At 69.3% G+C, this 26,087-nt stretch carries 21 protein-coding genes and 1 pseudogene; 11 read left to right on the top strand and 11 right to left on the bottom strand.

Annotated elements, in window-relative coordinates; translation table 11 throughout:
* Positions 1 to 203: 203 nt before the first annotated feature.
* Positions 204 to 443: a hypothetical protein gene (locus ACZ4SA_RS08910; RefSeq protein ID WP_468271872.1), complete on the top strand. Its 240-nt coding sequence runs from the start codon at positions 204 to 206 to the stop codon at positions 441 to 443.
* 221 nt (positions 444 to 664) lie between these two features.
* A complete protein-coding gene (locus tag ACZ4SA_RS08915; RefSeq protein WP_468271331.1) occupies positions 665 to 1,765 on the top strand; it encodes a carboxylate-amine ligase in 1,101 nt (366 codons plus the stop codon).
* 260 nt (positions 1,766 to 2,025) lie between these two features.
* Here ACZ4SA_RS08915 and ACZ4SA_RS08920 read toward each other — a convergent pair whose 3' ends face one another.
* The 3 genes from ACZ4SA_RS08920 to ACZ4SA_RS08930 all read right to left on the bottom strand — a co-directional run bounded on the left by ACZ4SA_RS08920 (position 2,026) and on the right by ACZ4SA_RS08930 (position 5,047).
* Positions 2,026 to 3,735, bottom strand: a complete 1,710-nt coding sequence (locus ACZ4SA_RS08920; protein ID WP_468271333.1) for an acyl-CoA dehydrogenase family protein — start codon at positions 3,733 to 3,735, stop codon at positions 2,026 to 2,028.
* 31 nt (positions 3,736 to 3,766) lie between these two features.
* Positions 3,767 to 4,384, bottom strand: coding sequence for a TetR/AcrR family transcriptional regulator (locus tag ACZ4SA_RS08925; RefSeq protein ID WP_468271335.1), 618 nt, complete (start codon positions 4,382 to 4,384; stop codon positions 3,767 to 3,769).
* A gap of 96 nt (positions 4,385 to 4,480) precedes the next feature.
* A complete protein-coding gene (locus ACZ4SA_RS08930) occupies positions 4,481 to 5,047 on the bottom strand; it encodes a DoxX family protein (protein ID WP_468271337.1) in 567 nt (188 codons plus the stop codon).
* Positions 5,048 to 5,360: 313 nt separating this feature from the next.
* On the opposite strand from ACZ4SA_RS08930, the gene ACZ4SA_RS08935 reads away from it, so the two are divergent.
* The 4 genes from ACZ4SA_RS08935 (at position 5,361) to ACZ4SA_RS08950 (ending at position 7,847) form a co-directional block, all read left to right on the top strand.
* Positions 5,361 to 5,561, top strand: a complete 201-nt coding sequence (locus ACZ4SA_RS08935) for a hypothetical protein (RefSeq protein ID WP_468271874.1) — start codon at positions 5,361 to 5,363, stop codon at positions 5,559 to 5,561.
* Positions 5,562 to 5,739: 178 nt separating this feature from the next.
* Positions 5,740 to 6,189 (top strand): hypothetical protein, encoded by a 450-nt coding sequence (locus tag ACZ4SA_RS08940; protein WP_468271339.1) that lies wholly within the window; start codon positions 5,740 to 5,742, stop codon positions 6,187 to 6,189.
* Positions 6,186 to 6,917, top strand: a complete 732-nt coding sequence (locus tag ACZ4SA_RS08945; protein ID WP_468271340.1) for a hypothetical protein — start codon at positions 6,186 to 6,188, stop codon at positions 6,915 to 6,917. Before ACZ4SA_RS08940 ends, ACZ4SA_RS08945 begins: the two co-directional genes overlap by 4 nt.
* A 21-nt stretch (positions 6,918 to 6,938) precedes the next feature.
* Positions 6,939 to 7,847: a transporter substrate-binding domain-containing protein gene (locus ACZ4SA_RS08950; protein WP_468271342.1), complete on the top strand. Its 909-nt coding sequence runs from the start codon at positions 6,939 to 6,941 to the stop codon at positions 7,845 to 7,847.
* A 600-nt stretch (positions 7,848 to 8,447) separates the two neighbouring features.
* Here the strand turns inward: ACZ4SA_RS08950 and ACZ4SA_RS08955 are convergent.
* From ACZ4SA_RS08955 to ACZ4SA_RS08965, 3 genes are all read right to left on the bottom strand, one after another.
* The gene (locus ACZ4SA_RS08955; RefSeq protein ID WP_468271344.1) at positions 8,448 to 9,287 is read right to left on the bottom strand and encodes a glutaminyl-peptide cyclotransferase; all 840 of its coding nucleotides are present in this window, start codon (positions 9,285 to 9,287) and stop codon (positions 8,448 to 8,450) included.
* 247 nt (positions 9,288 to 9,534) lie between these two features.
* On the bottom strand, positions 9,535 to 11,016 hold the full coding sequence (locus tag ACZ4SA_RS08960; RefSeq protein ID WP_468271346.1) for a tyrosine-protein kinase domain-containing protein: 1,482 nt from the start codon (positions 11,014 to 11,016) through the stop codon (positions 9,535 to 9,537).
* A gap of 130 nt (positions 11,017 to 11,146) precedes the next feature.
* Complete coding sequence (locus ACZ4SA_RS08965) at positions 11,147 to 12,409, bottom strand: nucleotide sugar dehydrogenase (protein ID WP_468271347.1); 1,263 nt, start codon at positions 12,407 to 12,409, stop codon at positions 11,147 to 11,149.
* Positions 12,410 to 12,670: 261 nt separating this feature from the next.
* Here ACZ4SA_RS08965 and ACZ4SA_RS08970 point away from each other — a divergent pair, with 261 nt between their 5' ends.
* The gene (locus ACZ4SA_RS08970) at positions 12,671 to 13,741 is read left to right on the top strand and encodes an NAD-dependent epimerase/dehydratase family protein (protein ID WP_468271349.1); all 1,071 of its coding nucleotides are present in this window, start codon (positions 12,671 to 12,673) and stop codon (positions 13,739 to 13,741) included.
* A complete protein-coding gene (locus tag ACZ4SA_RS08975; protein ID WP_468271351.1) occupies positions 13,729 to 14,787 on the top strand; it encodes an MraY family glycosyltransferase in 1,059 nt (352 codons plus the stop codon). The genes ACZ4SA_RS08970 and ACZ4SA_RS08975 overlap by 13 nt, the downstream gene beginning before the upstream one ends.
* A 783-nt stretch (positions 14,788 to 15,570) precedes the next feature.
* Here ACZ4SA_RS08975 and ACZ4SA_RS08980 read toward each other — a convergent pair.
* Together ACZ4SA_RS08980 and ACZ4SA_RS08985 are read right to left on the bottom strand one after the other, a co-directional pair.
* A complete protein-coding gene (locus tag ACZ4SA_RS08980) occupies positions 15,571 to 16,548 on the bottom strand; it encodes an NAD-dependent epimerase/dehydratase family protein (protein WP_468271352.1) in 978 nt (325 codons plus the stop codon).
* A 5-nt stretch (positions 16,549 to 16,553) separates the two neighbouring features.
* Complete coding sequence (locus ACZ4SA_RS08985) at positions 16,554 to 17,681, bottom strand: glycosyltransferase (protein ID WP_468271354.1); 1,128 nt, start codon at positions 17,679 to 17,681, stop codon at positions 16,554 to 16,556.
* A gap of 266 nt (positions 17,682 to 17,947) precedes the next feature.
* On the opposite strand from ACZ4SA_RS08985, the gene ACZ4SA_RS08990 reads away from it, so the two are divergent.
* From ACZ4SA_RS08990 to ACZ4SA_RS09000, 3 genes are read left to right on the top strand one after another with little or no spacing between them, the layout of a single operon-like run.
* Positions 17,948 to 18,862, top strand: a complete 915-nt coding sequence (locus tag ACZ4SA_RS08990; RefSeq protein WP_468271356.1) for an FkbM family methyltransferase — start codon at positions 17,948 to 17,950, stop codon at positions 18,860 to 18,862.
* Positions 18,859 to 19,965, top strand: a complete 1,107-nt coding sequence (locus ACZ4SA_RS08995) for a glycosyltransferase (RefSeq protein ID WP_468271359.1) — start codon at positions 18,859 to 18,861, stop codon at positions 19,963 to 19,965. The genes ACZ4SA_RS08990 and ACZ4SA_RS08995 overlap by 4 nt, the downstream gene beginning before the upstream one ends.
* 17 nt (positions 19,966 to 19,982) lie before the next feature.
* Complete coding sequence (locus ACZ4SA_RS09000) at positions 19,983 to 20,603, top strand: arsenate reductase/protein-tyrosine-phosphatase family protein (protein ID WP_468271362.1); 621 nt, start codon at positions 19,983 to 19,985, stop codon at positions 20,601 to 20,603.
* 28 nt (positions 20,604 to 20,631) lie between these two features.
* Here ACZ4SA_RS09000 and ACZ4SA_RS09005 read toward each other — a convergent pair.
* The 3 genes and pseudogenes from ACZ4SA_RS09005 to ACZ4SA_RS09015 form a co-directional block, all read right to left on the bottom strand.
* Positions 20,632 to 20,950, bottom strand: a pseudogene (locus tag ACZ4SA_RS09005) (transposase); the annotation flags it as partial.
* Positions 20,951 to 21,083: 133 nt separating this feature from the next.
* Entirely contained in the window at positions 21,084 to 21,905 is an 822-nt protein-coding gene (locus ACZ4SA_RS09010; protein ID WP_468271365.1) for an O-methyltransferase, read from the bottom strand.
* A gap of 1,192 nt (positions 21,906 to 23,097) precedes the next feature.
* The gene (locus tag ACZ4SA_RS09015) at positions 23,098 to 25,011 is read right to left on the bottom strand and encodes a DUF4012 domain-containing protein (RefSeq protein WP_468271367.1); all 1,914 of its coding nucleotides are present in this window, start codon (positions 25,009 to 25,011) and stop codon (positions 23,098 to 23,100) included.
* Positions 25,012 to 26,087 lie beyond the last annotated feature (1,076 nt).

The following is a 26,087-nucleotide window of genomic DNA, read 5'->3' on the forward strand; positions in this document are numbered from 1 at the left end:
CGCCGTCGTGCCGGGTGGGCGGGGCTCGGGGCGCGGGGCGTTGCGCGGAACACGGCGCAGGGTGACCGCCGTTTCGGCCGTCGGACGAACAGCTGCCGTGTCCACGTGGATCACGCGTGATCCACGTGGACAAGCGTCCCTCTTGTCCCACTGGCTCCACGAGGCGATGCTCACGTCGCGTCCGCACTCCCAGGGAGACCACATTGCCCAGCGACACCACCCCCTTCGTCGCCGACGACTACCGTGCCCGGATGGCACGGGCGGCGCGGTCCGCCGCCGACGCGGGCCTTGCCGGACTGCTCGTCGCACCGGGCCCCGTCCTGGTGTGGCTCATCTACCTGCCGGGCCGGTTCGGTGTGCGGATCGAGGACATCGTGACGGTGACGGAGGACGGCGGCCGACGCCTCAACAACACCCGCAGGGACATGGTCCTCGTGCGGTGACAGGGCTGCAGCACGGGCTTCTCCCTGTTGTGGCGGGCGGTCATCGCGGCGGGCTCCGCGGTGGCCCCTGCTGTGGGCGGAGGCTGGAGCCGCAGGTCCTCGTACACCAGTCACGGCCCGCGCGCCGGTCAAGACGGGCCGCACGGTCATTCGGCGACGCCTTTCGGGCGATGACCCGTGTCCTTGGCCGATCATGCCGCTCGCCCCGCGAGACTGACCTCATGGAGCCGGTCACCCTAGGGGTGGAAGAGGAATACCTACTGCTCGACGCGGACACCGGACTGCCGGTGCCGCTGGCGGAACAGGTGCGTGCGGCGGTCGGTCTCGGGCCGATCATCGGCGAGGACGAGCTGCAGTCGGAGCTGCTGCAGGTGCAGGTGGAGGTCGCCACACCGGTCTGCGCCCAGCTGGAGGAAGCGGGCGGACATCTGCTGCGGATGCGGCATGCGGTCGGCGCTGCCGCCGAGGCGAACGGATGCCGGCTCGCGGCGTGTGCGACACCGCCGCGGCGGGGGTCGGTGTCGGCACCGGTGACCGAGAAGCCACGCTATCGCGCCATACGGCTGCAGGCGCCGCAACTTGTCGCAGAACAGCTGGTGAACGGGATGCACATCCATGCGGCCGTGCCCTGCCCGGAAGTCGGGGTGGCCGTCATGAACCGGCTGCGCGGGTGGCTGCCGGTGCTCGTCGCCATGTCCGCGAACTCGCCGTTCTGGGACGGGCAGGACACCGGGTTCGCCAGCTGGCGGACCGTGATCTTCGGCCGCTGGCCGGTCAGCGGGCCGCCGCCCGCCTTCAGGGACCTCGCGGACCACAAGGAGCGGATCGAAGCGCTCCTGGGCAGCGGGATCATCTCCGACACGGGACAGCTGTACTGGCAGGTCCGGCTCTCGGACCGCTTTCCGACCGTGGAAGTCCGCTGTCCCGACGTGCAGTTGCGGGTCGACGAGGCCGTCATGTTCGCCGGCATCGTACGCGCGCTGGTCACGACGGCCATCCACGAGACCGAGGCCGGTATGCCGTTGCACGTCGGTCCGCCGGAAGTGGTGCAGGCGGCGAACTGGCAGGCGGCCCGGCACGGGCTGAACGGTCATCTGATCACCGCTACGGGTGAGCGTCGCAGCGCCGGTGACGTCGTCGCCATGCTGATGGAGTACATCACGCCCGCTCTGGACGCCGCGGGCGACACCCGTGAGGTGATCTCGCTCGTCCACCGGCTGCTGCAGCAGGGCACACCTGCCGATCGGCAGCGGCGCGCGCTGGCCGATGGCGGTCTGAAAGCGGTGACCGACATGATCATCGCTGAGACGACGGCGCCCTGAGGGGTGGCGGGGCGGGCCGCTCGCGGAGAGTGCGGGCGTACGCCGCCGCCCCGACCCCGGCCCGTGGCGGTCGGTCCCCGCCCCCGACATCCTCGACCGGCACACGGACCGTCCTCACCTGTATGTCCGCCGCGTCAGGGACGAACATGCCGGCGTCGACACCGCTGCGGAGGTGGCGCGGTACGCTCTCGTTCAGCTTTTCGCCGGGCAGCCGCGGCCGCGCCGGTGGGCTGGGGGGCGGCACCGCCCGCCCCCCGCGCTCAGCCCGTCGCCGCCGGTACGCGGTCGATGACCGCGGCGAGGTCGAGGCCCGGGGGCAGGGTGCCGAAGGCCAGGCCGCGGTCGCCGGCGAGGCGGGAGGCGCAGAAGGCGTCCGCGATCGCGGACGGCGCGTGGCGGACGAGCAGCGAGCCCTGCAGCACAAGGGCCAGACGCTCGACCAGACGGCGTGCGCGCAGGGCCGCGTCGTCGGTGAGTACCAGCTCGCCCTGCAACTGCCGCCAGGCCTCGTCGAGTCGGGCATCCGCACCGGCGGCGGCCTCCACCTCCGCGCGGAAGGCCTCCAGGCAGCCCGGCTCCCGGGTCAGGGCACGCAGTACGTCGAGGGCGTTGACGTTCCCCGAGCCCTCCCAGATGCCGTTCAGGGGCGCCTCCCGGTAGAGCCGGGGCATGCCCGAGGCCTCGTCGTAGCCGTTGCCGCCGAGGCACTCCAGGGCTTCCGCGACCGCCGCGGGCTGCCTCTTGCAGACCCAGTACTTGCCGACCGCCGTCGCCAGCCGCAGGAAAGACCGCTCCCGGGCGTCACCGCGCTGCGCCCGGTCGGCCGCCCCCGCGACCCGGAGCGCGAGGGTGGTCGCGGCCTCCGACTCGATGCCCAGGTCGGCGACGACGTTGCGCATCAGGGGCTGGTCGATCAGCTTGGCGCCGAAGACCGAGCGGTGCCGGACGTGGTGCGCGGCCTGTGCCAGTGCCGTACGGATGCCGGACGCGGAGCCCAGGATGCAGTCGAGACGGGTCATGGTGACCATGTCGATGATGGTGCGCACCCCCTGCCCCTCGGGGCCGACGAGCCAGGCGACGGTGTCGTCGAACTCGGGCTCGCTGCTGGCGTTGCTCCGGTTTCCGAGCTTGTCCTTCAGCCGCTGGATGCGGAACGTGTTGCGGCTGCCGTCGGGCAGCACCCGGGGAACCAGGAAGCAGGACAGCCCTCCCGGCGCCTGCGCGAGGACGAGGAAGAGATCGTTCATGGGGGCGCTGGTGAACCACTTGTGGCCGCGCAGCCGCCAGGTGCCGTCCTGCTGCGGGGCGGCGACGGTGGTGTTGGCGCGGACGTCGGTGCCGCCCTGCTTCTCCGTCATGCCCATCCCGGCGAGCAGTCCGCGCTTGCTCGCGGGTGCGCGCAGACCGGGGTCGTACACCCGGCTGGTCAGCAGGGGCTCGTACACCGCCGCGAGTTGGGGCGCCGAGCGCAGGGCGGGGACGACGGCGTAGGTCATGGACACCGGGCAGCCGTGGCCCTGTTCGGCCGAGCTCCACACCATGAAGCCCGCCGCTCGGGCGACATGGGCGCCGGGCCGGTCGTCGGCCCACGGCGCTCCGCCGAGCCCCTCGCGCAGGGCCACATCCATGAGCGCGTGGTACGAGGGGTGGAATTCGACCTCGTCGATCCGGTTTCCGTAGCGGTCGTGGGTCCGCAGGACCGGCTCGCAGCGGTTGGCCTCCTCGGCCCAGTGCTGGACCTGCTCGGAGCCTGCCAGTCGCCCGATGCGGTGCAGGTCGTCGGTGTACCACCCGGCGCCCTCGCGCCGCAGGCCCTCGAGCAGCACGGCGTCGTCGGCGGCGTCGTGTCCGACCAGCGGCGGCGGCTGGTTGGTGACGTCGTGGGTGCGAGCCGTGGGATTGCTGCTGGGGGCGGGTGCTGCCGGGGCGGGTACGGGGGCGTTCGCCGTTGCGGCGGGGTTCGCGGTCATGGCGGTCACGGTCCTCAAGGTCGTCGGGTGGTCAGGCGGGGGGCGCGGCGCCCGCGCAGCGCAGGGACATCGCCACCAGTTCGGTGACCAGGTGGTCGGCGGCGTCGCCCTCCGCGGGGCCGGACAGGGGGTCCACCAACACCTCGCCGATCGCGCCGGTCAGAGCAGCGGCGGTCACGTCGGGGTCCTGCTCGGGGAGTCGGCCGCTGCCGACGCCCTCGCGGATGACTTCGGCGAAGACCTCGCGGTAGCGGCGCCGGAACTCCAACCGCTCCTGGCCCACGGCCGGTTCGGCGGGGGCGGCGAGCAACGCGTGGGCGAGACCGCGGCGCTCCATGGCGCGGCGGGCGAAGACCTCGACCCCGAGCGCGAGCCGCCGTACCGGATCGCCGCTGCCCTCCCTGAGCACCTCGCCGAGAACCTCGACCTCGTGCCCGGACGCACGGCGGAAGACCTCGACGGCGAGCGCCCCCTTGGAGGGGAAGTGCTGGTAGACCGAGCCGACCGACATTCCGGCGGCGGCCGCCACGGCCGTCACGGAGGCGTTGGCCCAGCCGGCTTCGGCAACGACCGAGGTGGCCTGCTGGACCAGGTGCTCCCTGGCCGCGTCCAGACGGCTCTGCACGGCGGGTGTCTTACGGTAGGCCATGCAACAAGTGAATCACTGTTCAGAGCTTCAATCCAGACCCTCGCGGGACCTCGCCGCGATTCACTCGAGGGACCGCACCTCCGGTACGACTGCGGGCTACTCCTCCAACGCCTCGCCCCCCTGGTCCTCCTCGGCGTCCCTCGGGTCCACGTCCGCACCGATCTGGCCCTTGGACCGCCTTCCGACCACAGCCGCCGCGGCCGCAGCGCTGACGGCGAACGCGGCTGCGAGCACCCACGGCTGGTCGAAGCGGTGCCCGGTGGCGTGGTCGAGGGAGCAGCGGCCGGGGCCCATGACGCCGATCGCGGCCGCCGTGAAGCCGAGGAACGCCGGATACTCATAGCCGCCCGACTGGGCGAAGAAGCCGGCGGGCGCGTGCACGGCCACGGCGCCCGCCATGTTGCCGGTGACCGCGGCACCGGCGGCGGGGGTGGCGAGGCCCAGCGCGAGCAGCGCTCCGCCGCCCGCTTCCGTGAGGCCCGCGGCGGCGGCGCTCCCCTTGGGCGGGTGGAAGCCCATCGACTCCATTCCCTTGGCGGTCCCCTCCAGGCCGCCGCCGCCGAACCAGCCGAAGAGCTTCTGCGTGCCGTGGGCCATGAGGACGGCGCCGGTGCCGACGCGGAGGACGAGCAGACCGAGGTCACGTCGGTTCAGGGGGGTCATGGGTTCTCCCGTTGCGGTGACGTTGGGCGACGACTTCCACTCTCGGCCCGCCGGGACCGCGAGCTGCTGCGTTGCTGGGCCGGACGGGTGAGGGTGGTGGACCGTCGGCCGCGGTCGTCACGCGAGAGTGGTGGACCGTCGTCGCGAAGACGCCGGGCGCCGCCGTCGGAAGGCGGGGTCGCCGGCGGGGCCGCGCGTACCGGGGTCGAGGGCAAGGCCGCCGCGCCACGCGAGTTCGTGGTCGGGAATCCAGTCACCTGTGAACACGACCGTGTCGCATTCCACCTCACCACCGGCCCGCACGCTGCCCGACATGAGCCACGTGGCGCACGCACTGTGGGGCTCACTCCAATTCGCCGACGCGGACCGGGTGTTCGAGGCGCCCGGCTCGACGACCGCCGCCGTGCTGGTGTTCGCCACCGTGTGGTGGTTCGTGGCACGCCGTTCGTACAGCACGCCGTCGGCGTACGGAAACGCACGCGAACAGGCGGAGATCGCGGGGAACACCGTGTGACGCGCACGGCGGCGGAAGGGCCCGACCCATGCGGTCGGACCCTTCCGCACGTGGGCAGGCCCGTGAGCGCCGGCCTCACCACCTGGTCCGACATCAACTCCTGTCGCGGTTACGGGAAGTCATCCCCTCTTCACACCGTGTTGAGTAGAGTTTGCCGTGATCCTGGAGGGGAGAACACATGTCGGAGTTACTGGCGGCCACGGCTGTCATCGCCCCGTTCATCAGCAGCGCCGCGGCCTCCTTCGCCGGCGCCGTCGTCCAGTCCGCGCAGACCAGGCTGGCGGACAGCGCGGTGGAGCGTGGGCAGGTGCTGCTGGGCACAGTGTTGCGCAGGCGGTCGGAAGGCGCTCCCGCGTCCGCCGAGGACACGGCCGCGCTCGACGCCATCGAGCAGTTGTCGGCCGACGAGCGGGAGATCCTGGCGGTCGCGATCGGTGAATGGATGGCCGAGGGTGAGGACCTGAGCGCCGCCGCACTGCGTACACACATCAAGCTGGCGCACCGCGCGTACCACTCCGCCGACAGGATCCAGGTGACGTCGTACGGCGACGGCTCCCCTACGATCGGCAAACTCGACACCGCGACCTTCCACATCAACTCCCGGTCCACCGACGGGGACGGCGGTTGAACGAGGCGCGCCCCGGAGACGACGTCCGCATCACAGGTGAGGGCACGCTGATCGGGAAGGTCGGCAAGCTGTTCCTCAGCGTCTTCGTGGGTGACGTCGTCGAGTTGGCGGACAAGGCGAAACGCTGGAGCGGCTGGAACTGGCCGCCGTTCCTCCTGGTCGTGACGCTGGGGTCCACCGACCTGATCTCGGCGCCGGACGGACCGGTGCGCCAGTTCCTGTGGGTCCACCTGGCCATCGGCACGGCGGTCACTCTGGCGCTGATACGGCTGGTCACGCCCTCCGGCGGAAACAGGGGGCTGCGCCGGCGGATGCTCATGTCCGCGACGGCGGTGCTCTGCGCATTCGCCGGGACGGTGGGCATGGACAACCTCGCGGACCACGGCGAGATCGACGTCACCGGGCGGACCCGTATCTCCCCCGGCACGGCGACGGACGGCTCCAAGTTGCGCCTCACCGTGGACAGCCCCGCCGAACGGTCGCACCTGCGTCTGACGCTCACGATCACGGACGCGTTGCCCGGCTCGCAGTCCTGCACCCCGGAGACCAGTTACTCCGCCCAACTGCCGGGCAACGAGAACACCCGCGTCGAGGGCGTGAGGAGCGGCCAGGCCGTCGAGTTCCCGCTGGGCGGCCTCCAGGGCGAGATCGTCGCCCTGGTCACCATGGCAACCGACGCAGGCTGCCGGATGCGGGTCTCGGTGGCGGATGTTGCCCTGTACGACTGACACCCGACTGAAAGGGGCACCGTGTCCCGCACATCGGAATCCTGGCGCGGCACGGTCCTCGCCCTGCGACCCGTGCTCGGCATCGCCGTGGCACTGGCCACGCTCACTACCGCGTCCGGCTGCTCCGCCGAGGAGCCCGACCCTCTGTTCCTCGGCGTCAACAGAGTCACGGTCGCGATGCACAACGACCTGCCGGGCATCTCCTTGTCGAAGAACTACGACAGGTCGGGCCTGGACAATCTCCTGTTCGAGCACGTCAAGGAGGAGCTGGACGTCGCGTTCAGCGAGCCCGTCGACGTGTCGTCCGGAGACCGGATCGCCCAACTGACGGACAAAAAGGCGGACATGACGATCGCCTCCTTCTCGATCACTCCGGACCGGATGAAGGAGGTCGATTTCGTGGGTCCGTATCTCACCACCCGTCAGGGCTTTCTCGTCGGCCCCCAAGGCTCCGACGTGGCGACGATGGCCGACCTCTGGGGCAAGCGGGTCTGCTCCTGGGAGGGCACGACGTCCGAGGAGACGCTGGACGACATCAAGGACACCACGGGCACCGAGCCGCTGATCCTCGACGACGCCTCCGACTGCATCGACGCGCTCGTCAACGGACAGGTCTTCGCCACGTCCACGGACCAGGCCATCCTTTACGGCTTCGCCCGCCAGCACGCCGCGGACAGTCTGCGCGTCGTCCCCGACCTGACCATAGGGGCACCGCAACACTGGGGGATCGGGCTGCCCAAGGGACACCGCACGGACTGCCAGGTGCTCGAGGCCTGGTTGAAGAAGCACGTGGGCAGCAGCCCCTGGATCAAGGACATCGAGACGTCGCTGCCGCTGCTCCCCGAACAGAATCCGGGCTGGATCAGCAGCTACAAGCCGAGCACCTCCGCGATCGAGGCGCGTTCGTGCCGCGACGAGCCCAGCCCCTGAGACCTCGGCCGCGCGCCGGCGCCACATGCAAAGACAGGGCAGTCGTCCGGCATGGGTACCGCCGCGCCCCGCGGCCCTCGCCCGATCCGGTACAGCCGGGAGGCCGCGCCCGGTGGGCGTGGACCAGCCGCTGCGCTGAAGCGCCTGGCCCGGCGCGCAGCGCTGCGACGCCTCCCCGGCGCAGGTCTTCGTCACCAGGCCGCTGCTCATTCCCAGGTCGAGGCAGCCGCCGCAGTCGCTCCGCATTCTGCCGCCTGAACCGGTGCGCCACAGCCTGCCCGTTGTCCTGTACGCAGTCGCCCACGGAAACGGCCTTGCCCAGCCCGTTGGAGTAGAGGCACTGCCCGGTCTGCTGGTCGTGCGGCGCGCTCCGGCTCGCGTGGCAGGGTCTCGCTGCAGCCGGGATGCCCGGTCGGCCGGGCGGTCAGCGCGAGGGCCGGCTGGGCGGACCTGCCGTTCACGAAGCGGGTCTGCGTGCTTCCGCGAAGCCGTGCGGCGAATTCCGCACTGCCGTGGGCCCGGCTCGCGCCATGAGGAGCCCAGCCCGGCACCTGCGCCGGCACGACCTCCCGCGCACGGGCCGACTTGATCGGTACCTGACTACCCCTCACCAGCCGCCACGGGAACGAACACAACACGGAACATCTTGGGCCACCACTTGCCCGTCAGCAGGAACTGATCGGTCCCCGGAACCGCGGCGATGCCGTTCAGGACGTCCGCGTGCCGCCGCTCGGCTTCGCTGAGCAGTGACGGTACGGCGATGTCCCCGGTCACCTCACCGGAGTCGGCGTCGATGCGTACGATCCGATCGGTGGGCCAGACGTTCGCGTACACGATGTCGCCGACGCATTCCAGCTCGTTCAGCCGTCCCACAGGCTGTCCCTGGGCGGTGACCGCGACCTCGCCCCGTTTCTCAAGCGTTCGCGGGTCGCGGAAGACGAGCCGGGAGGTGCCGTCGGTCGTCACGAGCCGGCCGCGGTGCCGCTGGTGGCAGATCCCCCAGCCTTCCCCCTCGTACGGCACCCGGCGCAGTTCGGCCAGCGTGCCGGCGTCCCGTTCGATGGCGATGCCGTTCTGCCAGGTGAGCTGCCAGAGGGTCGGTCCCATGACAGTGATTCCCTCGGCGAACAACGGTGGGGGCAGTTCGGCGCGCTGCGCCGGCGGGTCACCGGGCCGACCTGCCCTGATCGTCGACCGGCCGGTCATGCCCGTGCTCTCGTAGAGCATGCCGTGGGCCATCTCCAGGCCCTGGGTGAAGCCCGTCGCATCATGAGGCAGGGTGTCGACGACCTGGACCGTCAACCGCTCGGCCCGTGTCGCTGTCTGCCCGGGCGTACCCCATCGGCGGTCCACGGCTGCGTCGCCCATGTCGCACGAGCCGACGAGCATCCCGCCGACCAGTACGACGACCGCCACAGGGACCACGAACGCAAGCCGCATGGCCGCACACTGACACACGGGCCCGGCCGGATCGGGCATGCCCGCCGGACCGGCTCGCGGCGGTCGTCCCCATGGCGCAGCCGCACGGGTGCCACCGCGGCACGCAGCGCCCTGCCGGCCCGGCCCGAAGGAGCACGTGGCCCCCTGCCCTCGGCGCCCCGGAACGGCCAGGTCAGGCGATGCCCTGTGGGGCATCGCCTGACCTGGCCGGACGGCCTGTGCCGAGGACGGCCGCGGCCGTCCGGTTCTACAACCGCGTCTTGGCCGACTCCGGCGCCGTGTGACCGTTCGCGGACGCTCCACGGCGGGGAACCACAGACGCCAGGCGCGCCGATACGATCGCCGAGAGGCGGTCTGCCCTGTCCGGCTTCGGCTGGTACCGGTATGCATAGCCGTGCGCCTCACCGTCGCCTCGAGAGGGAGCCGCGTTCAAGACGGCTCCCAGTACAGGCACGTTGACGCGTTCAAGGATGCGCAGGGTGTCGAGGATCTGGTTCCCGCTCGTCCGTCCGGCACGTGCGACGAGCAGGTAGCCGTCGACGGCCTGTGCCATCGCCGGGGTGTCGGCGAACGGAAGCACTGGAGCGGTGTCCACGACGATGTGGTCGAACTCCTCGGCGAGGTCCTGCAGCAAGGACTTGAATCGGGCACTGCCGAGGATCTGCGTCGGGTTGGGCGGAATCATCCCACTGGTGAGCACCGAGAAGGACCCTGCCGACTGCAGCACCTCACGCACACCGGCCTTGCCCACCAGTGCAGTGGTGAGTCCGGCGTCCCTGACCAGGCCGAGGGCCGAGGCGACGGAAGGGCGGCGCAGGTCGCAGTCGATCAGGCACACCCTGGACCCTTCCTCCGCCAGTGTGGCAGCCAGGTTGACCGACACGCTGCTCTTGCCCTCACGCGGCAGCGGGCTTGTGACGGCAATGACCTTCGGCGGATTGCCCATGTCGGCGAACTGGAGATTGACCCGCAGCTTCCGGAAACCCTCCGCACGGGTGCTGTGCGTGTCGTCGCGCAGGGAGACAGGGCGCCCCGAGGCTCGCGAGTCGTGCACGATGCTGGACAGCACGGGTGGCCCGGCAACGGCAGCCAGGCACTCGGCCAGGGCTCTGGAGTCCCGCATCGATGTGTCCACCGTCTCCAACGCGACGCCGATCCCCAGCCCGAGGACCAGGCCCACGGCCAGGCCCAGTGCGACGTTGAGCATGGTCTTCGGTGACGAAGGGGAGGACGGCACGGTCGCGGGCTGGATGACGGTGAGCCGCACAGGTGACTCGGTCATGTCCCCGTCCGGGCTCTCCAGTTCCCTGATCACGTGGGCGAACCGGGCGGCGACGGCATTGCTGATCCGGGCGGCTCGTGCCGCGCGGGTGTCGGTGACGGTCAGACGGACCAGCACCGTGTTGACCGGAGCCTCTGCCGAGACCCGCGAGCCCAGTTCGCTCGGCGTCATTTTCAGCTTGAGGAACTTCACGACCGGTTCGGTCACCTCTGGGCTGGCCACGATGTCGGCGTAGGACTGAACTCTTGCCTGGGCGAACGCGTTCCCCTGGTTGAGCTGGGACGTGTCGTCGCCACCTTGGATGGAGGCGAAAAGTGTGGTCGTCGCCCGGTACTCGGGAGTGGCAACGCCACTTGCGACGACACCTGCCGCCGTCCCCAGCAAGGCCATCAGGGCAATGACGCGCCATCGGCGGGAAAGGACTCGTAAGTACTGGTGCAAATCCAAAGTCTTCCCCGATCGGAGCGAGTAATTGAACAGTCACCTTAGGGTCCGCACCGAGAATTTCGTGCACACGGCTTGCCTGTTCGGCCACTCGGCACTCTCAGCACCCTCGACGGAGTGCATCGGCGCCTTCTCAGAGGCGCTCGACGGCGCCTGAACGGCAACGATTGCAGGCGTCGAACACGTAATCGGCGACACGCTCGACCATTGCGTAGTCGAAGGCGTCGTGATCGGTGGCGACAACCACTGCGTCGGATGACGTGACCTGCTGCTCCGTGAGTTCGACACACAGAATGTCCTGGGGCAGCTGCGACGGTTCGACATACGGCTCCACCGCGAGGACGTGAGCACCGAGTTTCTGGAGGCCCTGGGCGACGGCTACGGCGGGTGATTCCCGGATGTCACCGGTGTTCCTCTTGTAAGCGAGCCCGAGGACCAGGATCTGGCTGCCGTTGACGGGCTTGCGCCGCGTGTTGAGTCCTCTGGCCACCCGGAGAACCACATGATCGGGCATATGGCTGTTGATGTCGTTGGCGAGTGACACGAAGCGGAAGTCGTGCTGCAGCGCCTGTTTGACCTGCCACGAGAGATACGAAGGATCGATGGGCAGGCAGTGTCCGCCGACGCCGGGCCCAGGCAGGAAGCGCATGAATCCGAAAGGCTTGGTCGACGCCGCGTCGATCACTTCCCAGATGTCGATGCCGAGCGGCCTGCAGAACATCGCAAGCTCGTTGACCAGGGCGATGTTCACATGACGGAACGTGTTCTCCAGGAGCTTCGTCAGCTCCGCCGTGCGCGGTGAACTCACCGGGACGGTGCGGTCCACCACGTCGTCGTAGAAGTCCTGGACGTGCCGCAGGGAGACTTCGTCGACCCCGGATACCACCTTGGGTGTGTTCTCCAGCCGCCAGGTCGGGTTTCCCGGGTCGATCCGTTCCGGACTGTACCCCAGGAAGAAGTCGTCGCCGGCCCGAAGACCGCTGTGAGCCTCCAGAAGCGGGCGCACGACGTGTTCGGTCGTGCAGGGATACGTGGTGGATTCGAGGATCACCGTGGCGTTCGGCCTGAGGTGCGGGGCGACCGCCTGCGCGGCGCTCTCCACGAAACTCAGGTCGGGCGCGCCGTTCTTCAGCGGCGTGGGCACCGTGATGACACACACATCGAAGCCCGCGGCATCCGCGTAGTCGGTACTGAGGAAGTAGCGGCCCGAGTTGAGGGCGGCCAGAAGGCGCGGGGACGTGACGTCCTCGGCGAACGATTCGCCGGCCGCCAGGCGCTTGACGCGCATCTCGTCCACGTCGAGACCCACGACGTTGTGCCCGGCCTCGACCACACGGACAGCAAGTGGAAGGCCCACATACCCCTGGCCGACGACGACCACCTTTTGCTTTGACACCGACACCTGTGACTCTCCTCCCGCATGCCCAGCTGAATTCTCCGGTGGAATATGCGCGATGTATGCCAGGCTTCGCCCGCATAGGCCTGCTGAGTGACACTGCTTCAGGCAAACGGAGTCATCCTGTCCTTCGAGCGGCGGGCAAGTGGACCAACCGATCTGTCAATTCGCTCCGTTTGTGTCGTTCCGGGCTATCGTTGCTCTGCGTCGCCGGTGCACATGACCCTGGCAATGTCCCACCCACAGACATGGAGTGACGGCGTGACGGACAATCCGAAGTGCCTGGTTACCGGAGGAGCCGGATTCATCGGCTCCCATCTCGTCGATGCGCTGCTGGCGCGAGGCGAGCCAGTCGTCGCACTCGACGATCTCAGCACCGGGCGCCTGCAGAACCTTGCCGACGCACGCAGACACGGAAACTTCCAATTCGTCCAGGGCTCCGTGCTGGATGCGCCGCTGGTCGCCCAGCTGGTAGGTGAATGCGACCGGGTCGTGCACCTGGCGGCGGCAGTCGGGGTGAGGCTCATCGTCGAGCAGCCACTGAGGTCGTTCACCGTCAACACCAAGGGCACCGAAACGGTCATCGAAGCGGCGTACCGCCATGGCCGGCCGGTCATTCTTGCCAGCACGTCGGAGATCTACGGCAAGAACTCCTCGGGGCCGCTCACCGAGATGTCCGACCGTATTCTGGGAAGCCCCTCCGTGCCGCGATGGTCCTACAGCACGGCGAAAGCGGTGGACGAGATCCTCGCCGAGCTGTACCGCCGGGAGTACGGACTGCGTTCCACGATTGTGCGCTTCTTCAACACCGTCGGCCCCCGGCAGAGCCCGGCCTACGGCATGGTGATTCCGAGATTCGCCCGTCAGGCGGTACGGGGAGAGCCGCTCACCGTCTACGGCACCGGCCGGCAGAGTCGCTGCTTCCTCCACGTCACCGACGTGGTCGCGGCACTCGTCTCGCTGATCGACCGTCCGGAGGCTGAGGGAGAGACCTTCAACATCGGAAGCGACGAGGAAATCAGCATCCTCGATCTCGCCGCACGCACCATCACATGCGCGAACAGCGCGTCGACCGTGGAGCGTGTCTCCTACACCGAGGCATACGGACCGGCATTCGAGGACATGGACCGCCGGGTCCCGGACACGACGAAACTGAGGGCCCTCACCGGCTGGCAACCACGGCGGAACCTCGACGACATCCTCACGGACACCGTCGCGGACGCCCGCGGCGAAATGCAGCAGCACGAGCCCGTGGCCGATTCCGGTCGCCCGGACGAAGGACACACCGGCGCCACCAACGGGGCGGTGGTGGCGAGTCCGTGTCCGGTGTGAGTCCGTGGATGGTGACGGCGCTCACGGGGCTGGTGGCTCTGGCCGTCGCCGCTCTGCTGACCGAGCCCCTACGTCTCCTCGCCGTGCGGCGCGGATACACCGACCAGCCCGCGGCACGTAAGGTGCATGTCTCCCCCACCCCCTATCTGGGTGGCATGGCCGTCGCAGTGGCGACCGCGGGCTCCGCGAGTCTGGTGATGTTCGTTACGGACGAGAGTGACTCCACCCTCGCCGTCGTGCTGGGAAGTGCCGCTGTGATCGCCGTGCTCGGCCTTGTCGACGACCTGCGTCCGCTCAGCATCCGGGTGCGGCTCTCCGTCGAGGCGGCCGCGGCGTTCGTGGTCGTCGCGTGGTGCGGCCATCCCGTGCTCTTCGGCACATGGGTCGACGCGGTCCTCGCGGTGATGTGGATCCTCTTCACCACCAATGCGTTCAATCTGCTGGACAACATGGACGGCGTCGTGTCCACGGTGACCGCGGCCATCGCGGCATTCCTCTGCTGCGCCGCGCTGTCCGCCGGTCGCATCGGCACCGCCGCGGTCACGGCCGCCCTGGCCGGGGCCTGTGTCGGGTTCCTGTTCCACAACTGGCATCCGGCGCGCATCTTTCTGGGTGACGCGGGCGCGCTCTTCGTGGGTTTCCTGGTGTCGTCCGTGAGCATGACCCTGCACAGGGACAGCACCGCGCTCTCCGGGTACGGCAGTCTGCTGCTCATCACGCTGGTGGTCACCGCGGACACCGGCCTGGTCATGGTGGCGCGGCGCAGGGAAGGGCGGCCTGTGCTGCAGGGAGGCAAGGACCACATCGCACACCGGCTCCGGCAGCTCGGGATGACGGTTCGGCAGGTGGCCGTCGCCATCGGAGGCTTCGCGGCGATGACGAGCCTGACGGCCGTCCTGGTCATGCTCAAGGCCGTCCCGCAGCCAGTCGTGCTGATCAGTGTTGTCGCGGTGACCGCCGTCGTCTGGCTCCGGCTTCTGCGAGTCCCCGTGTACAGCGCGGTCCCGACGAACAGCACCGAGGCCAGTCCCAGCACAACGGCGTGACCGGCCTCGGTGGCGGCCTACGGCCGCTGCGTGACCCGGCTACCACCCACGTCGGCGAGGACGACTGGTGGCCCGCAGGCCGGGTCATGCGGACCTGCGGACGGACCGTGTTGCCCGGTCAGGCGGCATCGGCTCGCGCAGCTGCGACCACCACCGTGGCGTAGCGCATCGTGAACCTGCCTCCGGCCGCTTCGACGGCAGCGCCGACGCCTGCCGGCGCCTCTTCCGGTTCGCTTGACGGGAGCGGTCCGGCAGGGTCGGCCGGCGTCCAGAACTCGGCCAGCCGGCCACCGGGCCGTAGCGCCTGCGCCGCTTCAGCCCCTCCCGCCACCGTTCCCACCCAGTGCCAGGTCTGCCCGGAGACGACCGCATCGAACGTCCGGCCGGCCGGGCCCCTCTCCAGCAGGGCGCCGAGTCCGTGCTGTCGTGCCAGGTCGGCGGCCCGAGCGAGAGAAGGAGGAGATGCACGGTGCCGACGGGTAGCCGACCGCGACGTACGCGAGCGGTTGTTCGTCGCCGTTGAGCGATTCCCGCTCCGGGACCGGGCCAGCCGGGCGGTCAGCACCGAGGCAAGCTGCGCCAAGGGCCTGGACCGGCGCCTCGCCGGCTTCGACGCCTTCCTCGCCGAGCTCGTGCCGGAGTGCATCGCCCGGAGCGACAGTCAGGCCACCAACCTGCGCGGGTCCGCAGGGACCAGCGCCGGAGGCGGGAACCGTCCGCAAGGTCATGGCCTGCGTCGTACAGAACCGCTGCGATGAAGGAGCAGGTCCTCGGTGCCGCCCGTCAGCCCACGTCCACCGGAACGGGCGCAGCGGGCTCCCGCAACGCGTAGTCGGGGAGGGTGCGGAACCAGCTCACCGTCTTCGCGAGTCCCTGCTCCAGAGGCACCTGGCCGATGTCGGGGAAGAGCTCGCGCAGCAGACCGTCCGCGGCCTGCGAATCGCGGACGTCCCCCGCCCTCGGCTGTTCATGTCGGATGTCGGCCGGCAGTCCGGTGATGTCCCCGAGTTCCCGGGCAAGGTCGAGAACGGTGACCCTGGTGCCGAGGGCGAGATTCACGGGACGGTCGCACGAGACCTTGCGCATCACCGCGTCGGCCAGCACCTGGACCACGGTTCCCACATAGGTGAAGTCCCGGCTCTGCAGTCCGTCGCCGAAGATCCGCACGGGTGTACCGCGCAGCATGGCGTCGATGAAGGCAGGGACCACGGCGGCGTACGCATGCCCGGCCGGCTGCAGCGGCCCGTAGACGTTGAAGAAGCGGAACGCCAGAGTGGGCAGGCCGAACGAGGCACCGTAGGCGAGGACGTACGCCTCGGTGGCGAGCTTGCTCGCGGCGTAGGGGCTCAGTGGCCGGGTCGCCAGATCCTCATGCTTCGGCAGGACCGCGTTGGCTCCGTAGACCGAGGAGGACGAGGCGGCGACCACGGGGACGCCCGCGCGCCGGCATGCCTCGAGGACGGTGACCGTGCCGGTCGCGTTGACGTGATGGCTGGCGACCGGGTCGGCAAGAGAGCGAGGCACGGAAGGACGCGCCGCGAGATGCACGACGGCGTCCATTCCCGGCACGATGTCGTCGAGGAGCCCGGGATCGAGGATGCTGCCCTCGACCAGTTCCACGTCGGTTCCCGCGAGGTTGGCCGCGGAGCCCGTGCTCAGGTCGTCCAGGGCGATGACCTTGCCCATGTTCGGACGCGACACGAGCTCTCGGCACAGGTTGGCGCCGATGAACCCGGCACCTCCGGTAACAAGAGCGTTCACTGTGCTCACCTTTCGGACGAGGGTGCGGTCCACCAGCCGCGGGCGACGGCGATGGACGTGTAGAGGGCCTGCATGTCGGCCACCAGGCGCTCCTCACCGAACCGCAGGGTGGTGAACGCACGCGCCCGTGCCCCCATCTCCCGGCGCAGCTGCGCGTCGCGCAGAAGAGTCACCGTGTGGCGTGCGATGTCGGCGGTCCGTGGTGCGGCCAGGAGTCCTGTCGTGCCGTTCTGCACGACCTCCGCGACACTGCCGACGTCGGTGGCCACAGTCGGCAGCCCGGCGAGGCCGGCTTCGATCAGACTCACCGGCATGCCTTCGTTGTCCGACGTCAGCAGCACCATGTCGGCCGCCGCGTAGACGGTCTCGACGTCCGCGCGCCAGCCCAACTGGTGGAAAGAGTCGCCGAGTTCGGCGACGGCTTCCGGATCCGGGCGGAAGTCTCCTGCTCCGCACACCACGAAGTGGGCTTCCGGTACGGCCCGGTGCACCTCGCGGGCGACGGCGAGGAGACGGTCGGGACGCTTGATCGCGGTGACGCGCCCCACGTACGCGACCACCAGGCACCCCTGCGGTAGTCCCAGCGTGCTTCTGGCCTTCGCGGGGCCGGGCGCGGGGGCGAGACTGGTGCCGGGCGGAACCACCGTGTACTGACCGGCCTTTCCGATACCCGCGGCGACGAGATCGTCGCGTACCCGCCCGCCCACGGCGACCAGACGGTCCGTGAGGGCCGCAAGCCCACGTTCTACGGCCACCACGGCCTTCGTCTTCGCCGGGGAGAAATAGCCGTGCAGGAGATGGCCGTGAAAGGTGTGCACTCTTGAGGGCACCCGGGCCAGCACGGCGGCGGTCCGGCCGAGCGCGCCGGCTTTCGCCGTGTGCGTATGGACGATGTGCGGCTGGAACCGACGCATGGCCGCCACGAGTTCGGCGAGGCAGCGTGCGTCGTCCGTGGGCCGCACAGCCCGTCCCAGGCCGTTGATCCGGTGCACCGGGAGGTCGGGCGCACGCTGATCCAGATGGTCCTCCTCTCCCGGACCCACGAAACCGGTGACCAGACGGTGATCGAACCGCTCGGGATCCATTCCACGCGTAAGCGCCGAGACCTGGACGGCCGGACCACCGATGTTCATTCGCGCGATCACCCTCATCACGCGCAAGCGAGGAATTCCGGAACCGCTGGTTGGCTGCGTGGCGGTCGACATGTGCCCGATATTAGGCGGAGCGCAGTCAACTGACCGTCAAGGGCACGGGAAGCCCGCGTGGCGCCCCCGGCGCCCCCGGTCGCGCCGGATATAAACGGCACAGACCCAGCTGGTCCTTCTCATTCAGGTGACGGATGCAAATGCCCTGCCATTTGCGTCGGAAGCAGGAGCCCATGCCGACTACCGTGCAGGAAATGCTCAGACTGATCTGGAACCACCCGGCCAACCGGGGCCATCGCACGGGGGCCTACGCGCGCATGGCGCTGTGGCAGGCACACAAACGCCTGGTGGGAAGGCCCTTCGATCTGAACGTCTACGACGGAATGCGGTTCCGGGCCCATCCTGACAGCACTCAGGTGGGACGCCTGCTCTATTTCGGCGGCCTGCCCGACTTCCAGGCCATGACCTTCATGAAGCGCTATCTGCGTCCCGGTGACGGTTTCATCGACGGAGGCGCCAACGAGGGAATCTTCACCCTTCTGGCCGCCAAACTCGTGTCGGACCGGGGAGAGGTGCACGCATTTGAGGCTCACCCAGTCTATGTGGAGAGGCTGCGTGCGAACGTGGAAGAGAACCGGCTGAGTTCCGTGTCGGTGCATGCATTGGCGGTCGGGGAAACTCCCGGCACTCTGCCCTTCGTGCTGCGCGGGACCGGTTCCCGGATCCGGACCGCCGAGGACGCCGGGGAGGTCGTGTCCGCACGGGTCGTACGTCTCGACGAGACGCTGCCGGACCGCTCCTGGGCCATGGGCAAGCTCGACATCGAGGGCGCCGAGCACTGCGGTCTACGCGGAGCGGAGAAGCTGCTGTCCCGTGCCGAGCCGCCGGTGTGGTTCCTCGAACTCGTCGATCCCTTCCTCGCGCGGTTCGGCTCGTCGGTCAACGAGGTGCGCCAATGGCTCGGGGACCACGGATACGACTTCATGCACTACGAGCCCCGGCTGGACCGGTTCATTCCCGGCCCGGCAGCCAGCGGGCCGGACGTCTTCGCGGTCTCGCGGGAACGCCTCGCGGAGGTCGAGGCCCGGCTGCGCGAGAGCCGCGAGCGGGAAGCCGGCCCGTCCACGTCCCGGGCGGGCAGGCGCGGCGTCCGAAGGGCGGCACGGTGACGACGGCCCGGATCTGCGAGGTCATCAAGACACTCGACGTCGGTGGCGCCGAAGTCCTTCTGGTAGAACGGCTGCGTCGCGCGCCTCGCTCCGAGCGGACCTACACCGTTGTCTTCCTCCGCGCCTCAACCGAGACACTGGCCAACGAGTTGCGTGCCTGCGGAGTAAACGTCGTCGATCTGCGAGCTTGCCCGCGGTGGTTGCGCTACGCCGAGCTGGTGCGCGTCGTGCGAAAGCAGTCCCCCGACGTCGTCAACATCCACTCCCCCGCGCCTGCGGCGGTGCTGCGCCCCTTCCTGTACCTGATGCGTCGCCGCCCGTTCCTGGTCTCCACAGTGCATCAGGTCTGGTACCGCCCCCTCACTATGCTGCTCGACCGGTCGACCCGCTGGCTGGACGACGTTACGGTGGCCGTATCGCCGCAGGTGGCGACCGCTCGTACTGTGCGGGGAGCACGCCGGGTACGGACGCGGATCCACGGTGTGGACCTCGCTGTCCAGCGTTCCTGGGCCCAGCGGGCACAGCAGGTGCGGTCAGAGTTCAAAATCCCCCTGGACTCCTTCCTGTTCGTGTGTGTGGCGAACCTCAATACGAAGAAGAATCACGCACTGCTGATCGAAGCGGCTGAGCAACTGCTCGTCCAGCGCGCTGATGCTCTTTTCGTCCTTGCCGGGGACGGACCTCTTCGGCAGCAAGTGCTCTCAGAGATCGACCGGCGCGGGCTGGGGGAGCGCGTTCGCTTCCTGGGTGTCGTCGAGGGTGCCAATCGCCTGGTGGCTGCTGCGGATGCGCTGGTGTTGGCGTCCACGTACGAAGGGCTGCCCGTGGTGATCATGGAGGCGATCGCGGCAGGCGTACCGGTGGTGTCCACGGCGGTCGGCGGTGTGCCCGACCTGGTCCGCGACGGCGAGAACGGCATTCTTGTGCCGCAGGGCTCGCCGCGGCGGCTGGCCGAAGGCATGCTGCGGGCCATGCATCCGGACGTGCATACGAAGCTCGCAGCCGGGGCACGCTCCAGGGCTGAGGCGGTGGATGTGAAGGCCACAGCGGCGTGGTTCGACGAGCTGTACGGCGTCGCCGCGACGGGCGGTGTCCCAGGATGACTGAGGACCACCATCCGATGGAAGAACATGCGGCCGTGATGCTCGACCATGATTCCACCTCCGACACGTCGTGCGTGCCGGAATTCCGTGTGCTCACCGTCTGCACCGGCAATCTCTACCGCTCTCCACTCACCGAGTGGCTGCTGTGGGAGCGGCTGGCCGCAGTGCGGGAGGCGATCCATGTCAGCAGCGCGGGCACACGGGCCGTCCCGGGCATGCCGATGGACGCCACGGCTGCTTCCTTGGTGGTTGCCCGGTGCGGACACCCGCCGGGGAGGGTGGCTCGCCGGCTGACGGCGGGGCTGGTCGAAAGTGCGGATCTGGTGCTCGGGGCGTCGGTCGAGCATCGGGAGGCAGCCGTGCGCCTCGCTCCCGTCCGGGCCCTGTCGCGGGCTTTCAGCCTGCGCGAGTTCGCGCGGCTGGTGAGAGCGGAGGACGGCGCGGATATGGTGGATCCCGCCGCCAGGTTCGCCGCCCTTGTCGCGGGCGCTGCGGCACGGCGGAGTGCGGCCTCACCGGACGCTGCCGATGACGACGTGGCCGACCCGCTCGGTGGCGGTGAGGCATTGGTGCGGGAGTGCGTGCAGCGCATCGAGGAGTCGGTGGAGCGGATCGCCCTCGCGCTGGGCGTCGGCTGAGGGGGAGTTCCTCCAGGGCCGGGTTGCACACAAGCAAGCGCAGGCGGCGGCCGTCTCGGGTGAGGCGGGCGGCGACGTGCAGCAGCCGGTAGCGGAGCTTCTTGGGTTCGGCGGCGGCCGGCTCGCCGTCCAGCAGCAGGACGCGCGTCCAGGTCAGAAGATCGGTGGCCGCGAGACTGAGTTCGAGCCAGTGCGGGTTGACGGCGATGCAACGGGAGGGAAACGGCCGAAGCCGGTGGACCCCATCCGGTTGTGGTCCTTGACGGTGGCGTGCCCCCGGTGGCGGGTTTCGAGGAACTGGGCCGAGCCGGAGGTGAACGGGTGTCGGCGAGGAGCACCTGATGCCGCAGGTGATCAGCGTGGCGTCGGGGTCCAGGACCAGACCGGAAAGTACCTGTCCTGCGGCCCAGGCCCCGGGTATGCCGGTTCCGGTCTCGGCGACCTGCAGCCAGGCCACTTCCCGTGCTGGGCCGACGCCGTTCAGGCTCCCTCTCCTGGATCACCTGCGACATCTCGGCACTCGCTACTTCTTTTGACCGGGTCACCGATCATCCCAATATACTTATCGCCATAGGCGAAAACGCGAAACTCGGCGTCGTGCTGTGCGACATGGTCGCGGAAGAACAGGTTGTCGTTGATGTCGTCCATGACGATGACCGCGTTCGGCGCAAGATGGTCGGCCATGCGTCGCATGAACCACTCTCTCCCGGCTCGACTCTTGTCCGAGTCATAGTGCACCAGATCCACAGTGACACCCGGCAGCAGAATCTCATCGAGGTTGCGCCGATCGCCCTTCAGCAGCAAAGTCCACGACCCCCTGACTTGCTCTGGTACCAGATATCCTACGTAACGCTCCGGATTAGGGATCCGAAAATACGGGAAGTCGCTGGAGTACAGATGGCCGTACCCGTTGTCACTGATACCGCCGAGGAAGGCGGTGGTGGACCACCCGGCCGCCACGCCTGTTTCCAGCACCACATGCGGAGCGAGCAGCCGTGTCAGGAAGTAGAGCAGCTCATTGGCTCCGCCCCCACCCAATTCCACGCCGCATGCACGCAGACCAGCGATGCGGGGCCGAGCTTCTTCTTCCAGGTGATGCGCGAAGGTAAGAGCTTCCTCCCACAGACCGGGATTCTGCCCGCGCGCCCAGGCATCCATATCCTGCGCTTCTGCTGCGACCCACACAGCCGCAGCATTACGCTCGCGAGTGGTTCCGTACCGTGTACGAGAATACACTTTGCGGGCCATCACGGGAAAGTACGCCGGCCGGATGCCGTTCCGGGCAATTGTCGTCAACTTCATACAGGGCAAGGGTAGTGGCAGGTTGAGTTGAGGACGGAGCTGACTCGACGACCAATCAGGTGCTCCTTGGGTCGTTCGGCCATGTCCGACCAGCCCATTTCCGTGACGGCTGGAGCTTATTGTCTGAAACGGTGGGTGTTCTGGGTCGTTGATCCCGACATGAGTGAACTGGTGGGGGATGCACGGCAGTTGTCGCCGTCGGCACAGGAGGCCCTGCGGCTGCGGGCGTGGCGGCGTTGGGGCGGGCCGGACTCGCGAGGATGTCGCGGGGGTGCTCCAGGTCTCGCTCAAGGCGGTGGACAAGTGGTGGGCGAAGTGGCAGGCAGGGGGCGAAGCGCTCGTGACCCGGCCGCGTGGGCGGCGGGTCGGCGAACATCAGGTTCTCGATGCGGTCGAGCAGCAGGCGGTCCGGCAGGCCGTGCTGGATCACCGGCCCTGTGACCTGGGGCTGGCTGGGCAGCTGTGGACACGCGCCGGCGTGGGGGACCTGATCGCGAAGCTGTACCGGGTGCGGCTGACCGAGCGGGGGCGTGGGCAAGAACCTGCGCCGCTGGGGCCTGTCGTTCCAGCGCGCCGCGACAAGCGGGGCCGTCGAGCAGGGCGCAGAAGCGGTCCGCGTCTGGCGGGAGGAGAGGCGGCCGGCGATCCTAGCCCAGGGCGAAGGCTGAGGGCGGGGAGGTGCCCTTCGCCGACCAGGCCGGCATCCGTTCCGACCAGCTCACTGGCCGCACCTGGGGCGCCAAGAGGTGCGGTGCACCCCGACCGTGCGCCGCACGGGCAACCGGTTCTCGGTCAACGCCATGTCCGCGATCAGCACCAAGGGCCGCTGCACTTCATGGTCTTCACCGAGACCTTCGACGCCGATGTCATGTGCCGCTTCTGGACCGGCTCGCAGGCCACTTCACCCACAGGGTGCGCCTCGTCGTGGACGGCCACTCCGCAGCCGGAATCCCCCACAAGAATCCGGCGTGCCCGGCGGGTTCGGACGTTTGACGGCCTGGTGGGAGGCTGTGCAGGTCATCGACTCGACCGACTTGCGTCCCTCGTCCGTCAGCCCGCGCAAGTGGACCGATCCCACTGATGCTGATCCGCACGCACGAACGATGGGAATACATCCGCAGCGGATTCCTCCGGACCACACCGGACCGCAGCCAACTCCCCAGGAGGCAGACCCGATCAACAACACAGCCGGTCATTCGGACCCGTCACCGACGAACGAACCTGACAAAGCCCTGCCAGAGGCACCGCAGGCCGGGTAGGGCCCCACATGCGTCCGCAACGGCGTGACCAGCGGCTGGCGCAGGAGCACCGGCGTACGGTCGCTGACCGGCTCCACGAGCCGCAGCGTCAGGGTGCGGCTGCTCTGCGCCGGCAGTTCCAGGTCGACGGTGTAGACCGCATGACCGCGCTCGACACCACTGTGCAGCACCGCGGGACGGCCGTCGACGGTCAGATCGGTCAGTCGCGCGCCCTTGCTGGCGTAGTAGGAGACCAGCAGCCTGTTGTCACCAGGTCGCGTCGGATAGGACGGCTTGTCGCCGCGCTGGGTGACGTACACGGGAAGCCCCGTGGCGGGAGCACGGTTGGTGAGCGTGATCCGCGCGGTGACCAGCCGCCCGTCCGGGGTGCAGCGGCCGGGGATCCAGTGCAACTCGCGGTCCAGATAGTAGTCGAGCTTCCCGCCTGCGGCGTTGTTGACGACAAGCCCGGCGAAGGGACCGGGCGTCGCCGGAAGCGCACCGCTCAAAGGCCGGGTCATCAGCAGCCGTTGCTCGTCGTCCCGTGCGCTCCAGACCTTCAGGCGTTCCTCTGCCATGACGTCATACGTGGCCCGGGCCATTCCTGGGAGTCGCGTGGGATCGTCGAGGGCGTCCATGAGCGTCGCGGCGGCCGTGCGCGCCACATCGAGGAGGAACGACTTGCGCTGCACGCTGTCCGGATAGCGTTCGTACCCGGTGCGCTCGGCGAGGTCCAATGCGTTGTCGGCGGAGAGCACCGTACCGTCGGGCATCCGCGCGGGACCGGTCGCCCGCAGCAGCCGTGCGAGTCCGCTGGGGTCGAGGGCGATCGCGCCGTCCACCCGCTGCCCGCTGTGGTGGTGCCAGGCCGCCGCCCAGATGCGGGCAGCATAGGGAAAGTGTGGGCTGACGTTGGAATTGGCCCAGGTGCCAGCGGGGTCCATGCGTCCGTACTGGGCCCTGTACTCAGCGCCCAGATCGATCGAGGGTTCGGCCTCCGCCAGCATCGAGTCTGTGCCGAAGGTTTCGAAACGCGGTTGCCCCTGCTCGATGGTCATGACGGCGAAAGCTCCGGGCAGCCCGCCCGTGCCGCGCGCCTCGGCGGTGTTCTGGAAGACCACGAGATACCGCCGGGGACTGTCCGCTCCCAGCATGGGCGGCACCACACGTGCCGCCACGGCGGCGTCGGTCATTGCCGGGGCGATCCGCTCGAGTTGGCGCACCAACCGGGCCCGCGCCCGGTCGGCGGCCCCCACCCATGTGGTGGGTGGCAGTTCATGAGTGTCGTTCCTCATGTCGGCCGCCACCTGTGCCGCCCGCTCGAAATCCGGAGCCGTCTTGTCCAGCCTCGTCAGCATGGCCTGAAGGCCACCGTCCCGAAAGTCCTTGCTTCCCGCCGCCATGCTCACTACCGGCGGGAGCACTTCGTGCGTCAAACGGTGGGCGGCATGCGCCACACCGCGCGCCGTAGTGAAGGGCCGGCCGATGAAAGGTACCTGCGCGGCGACGTACCAGGCCGGGCCGGTGGTGAGGCGATGGGCCTGGGCGGCATGCCCTGCTGCGGACCGCATCGCCGCCTTCGGATCCGCCGCGCCCTCCGCACCGGCCGCCGGGGCGGCGTTCGCCGCAGGCCCGGAGAACGATTGCCGCAGGGCGTCCAGGGACCGCTGGGCGGCGAGGAGTTCGGAACGGGCGATCAGGCCGGTGACCACAATCCAGCCGGCTCCGGCAAGACACAGCAACGCGGCCGCCCCGACGACGTATGCGGCCCGCCGCCGGAGCGACGGCCCTGCCGGATCCGCTTCGGCCGGCCGGCCGAAGCGGATCCGGCCCTTCCACTCCATCCGGGAGCGCCGAAGACTTCTCATCGGAGTGGCCGGGGCAGGTCCGACGGCACCTCACGAGAAGTGAGCGAGGCGGAACGCCATCTGGACGGGGCCGTCATCTCTTCGCGCTCCTCAGGTCAGGTCGGCCGGTCGGTCGGTCGGTCGGTCCATTGCACATCGCGACCTTTCGTACCGATACAGATGCATACATAACCCTCGTGTGGTGCCCGAGCGGTCCGCCTCCCCGAAACCACCGGATGGCGTAGAGCCCACCCGCAGGACGCTCCGATGTGCAGGCACCGCTCCGGCGTCATGCTGCTGCATCAGGGTGGTGCCGGACGAACACACACAAGGAGTCGGGATGGGCGCCCTGCGGGCATGCGTCAATGACCCGGAAAGGGCATTGAGGAGCGTACGGAGTGCTGAAGGTGTGGCGAAGCGCGTCCAGTGAACCGCGGGTTGTGGTCGCCGCAGGGCTCGTCGCGGTCGGCCCTCGTGCCGTCGGTCGCACGCTCGCCGTGAGCCCGTGAACCCGTCGCGGCCGGTCGGGCGCCGTGCCTGGAAACGCCACCTGCGGACCTTTGGCTCGCTCACCGTCGCCGGCCAGGCGGAGGCGGCACTCTCGTTGGTCACCACCGCCGCGCTTGTGCGGCAGGTGGGCGCCGCAGAGTCGGGACAGGTGCTCTTCGTGCAGTCCCTGGCAACCGTCTGGTTCCTGCTGTGGGATCCCCGCTTGGAGGACGCGCAGCAGCGGTTCGTGCCGGCGGAGCAACTGCGCGGTGCGGGCCGAGGCACCCAGCTGTACCACCGGCTCGTCCGGCTGGACTTCGTCTCCGGGCTGCTGGCCACCATCGTGGGCGTGGCGGTGGCCCTTGCCGCCGCTGCCGCGGGATGGCTCTCCGCCGAGCAGCTCCGGCTGCTCGTTCCCGCCGTGCTCGGAGCCGGTGTCGCGACACCCGTGGGAAGCGCCTCGGCCGGCTACGCGCTCACCGGCCAGCTGTTCCGGTTGGGCACTGTCCGTCTCGCGCTCGCCGTCTTCGGGTGTCTGGTCACCCTGACGGGGCTGCTGGTGGCCGGCCCGGTCGGCTACCTGACGGCGACCGTGGTGACCGGTCTGG

The sequence above is a fragment of the Streptomyces sp. NPDC027962 genome, assembly GCF_055566095.1.

What these genes read in the sequence shown, in the direction of transcription:
- ACZ4SA_RS08955 (WP_468271344.1), bottom strand. Translation starts at nt 9,287, where the DNA reads ATGCGGCTTGCGTTCGTGGTCCCTGTGGCGGTCGTCGTACTGGTCGGC.
- ACZ4SA_RS08990 (WP_468271356.1), top strand. Translation starts at nt 17,948, where the DNA reads ATGCTCAGACTGATCTGGAACCACCCGGCCAACCGGGGCCATCGCACG.
- ACZ4SA_RS08985 (WP_468271354.1), bottom strand. Translation starts at nt 17,681, where the DNA reads ATGAACATCGGTGGTCCGGCCGTCCAGGTCTCGGCGCTTACGCGTGGA.
- ACZ4SA_RS09015 (WP_468271367.1), bottom strand. Translation starts at nt 25,011, where the DNA reads ATGAGAAGTCTTCGGCGCTCCCGGATGGAGTGGAAGGGCCGGATCCGC.
- ACZ4SA_RS08940 (WP_468271339.1), top strand. Translation starts at nt 5,740, where the DNA reads ATGTCGGAGTTACTGGCGGCCACGGCTGTCATCGCCCCGTTCATCAGC.
- ACZ4SA_RS08920 (WP_468271333.1), bottom strand. Translation starts at nt 3,735, where the DNA reads ATGACCGCGAACCCCGCCGCAACGGCGAACGCCCCCGTACCCGCCCCG.
- ACZ4SA_RS08915 (WP_468271331.1), top strand. Translation starts at nt 665, where the DNA reads ATGGAGCCGGTCACCCTAGGGGTGGAAGAGGAATACCTACTGCTCGAC.
- ACZ4SA_RS09010 (WP_468271365.1), bottom strand. Translation starts at nt 21,905, where the DNA reads ATGAAGTTGACGACAATTGCCCGGAACGGCATCCGGCCGGCGTACTTT.
- ACZ4SA_RS08930 (WP_468271337.1), bottom strand. Translation starts at nt 5,047, where the DNA reads ATGACCCCCCTGAACCGACGTGACCTCGGTCTGCTCGTCCTCCGCGTC.
- ACZ4SA_RS08935 (WP_468271874.1), top strand. Translation starts at nt 5,361, where the DNA reads ATGAGCCACGTGGCGCACGCACTGTGGGGCTCACTCCAATTCGCCGAC.
- ACZ4SA_RS08925 (WP_468271335.1), bottom strand. Translation starts at nt 4,384, where the DNA reads ATGGCCTACCGTAAGACACCCGCCGTGCAGAGCCGTCTGGACGCGGCC.
- ACZ4SA_RS09000 (WP_468271362.1), top strand. Translation starts at nt 19,983, where the DNA reads ATGGAAGAACATGCGGCCGTGATGCTCGACCATGATTCCACCTCCGAC.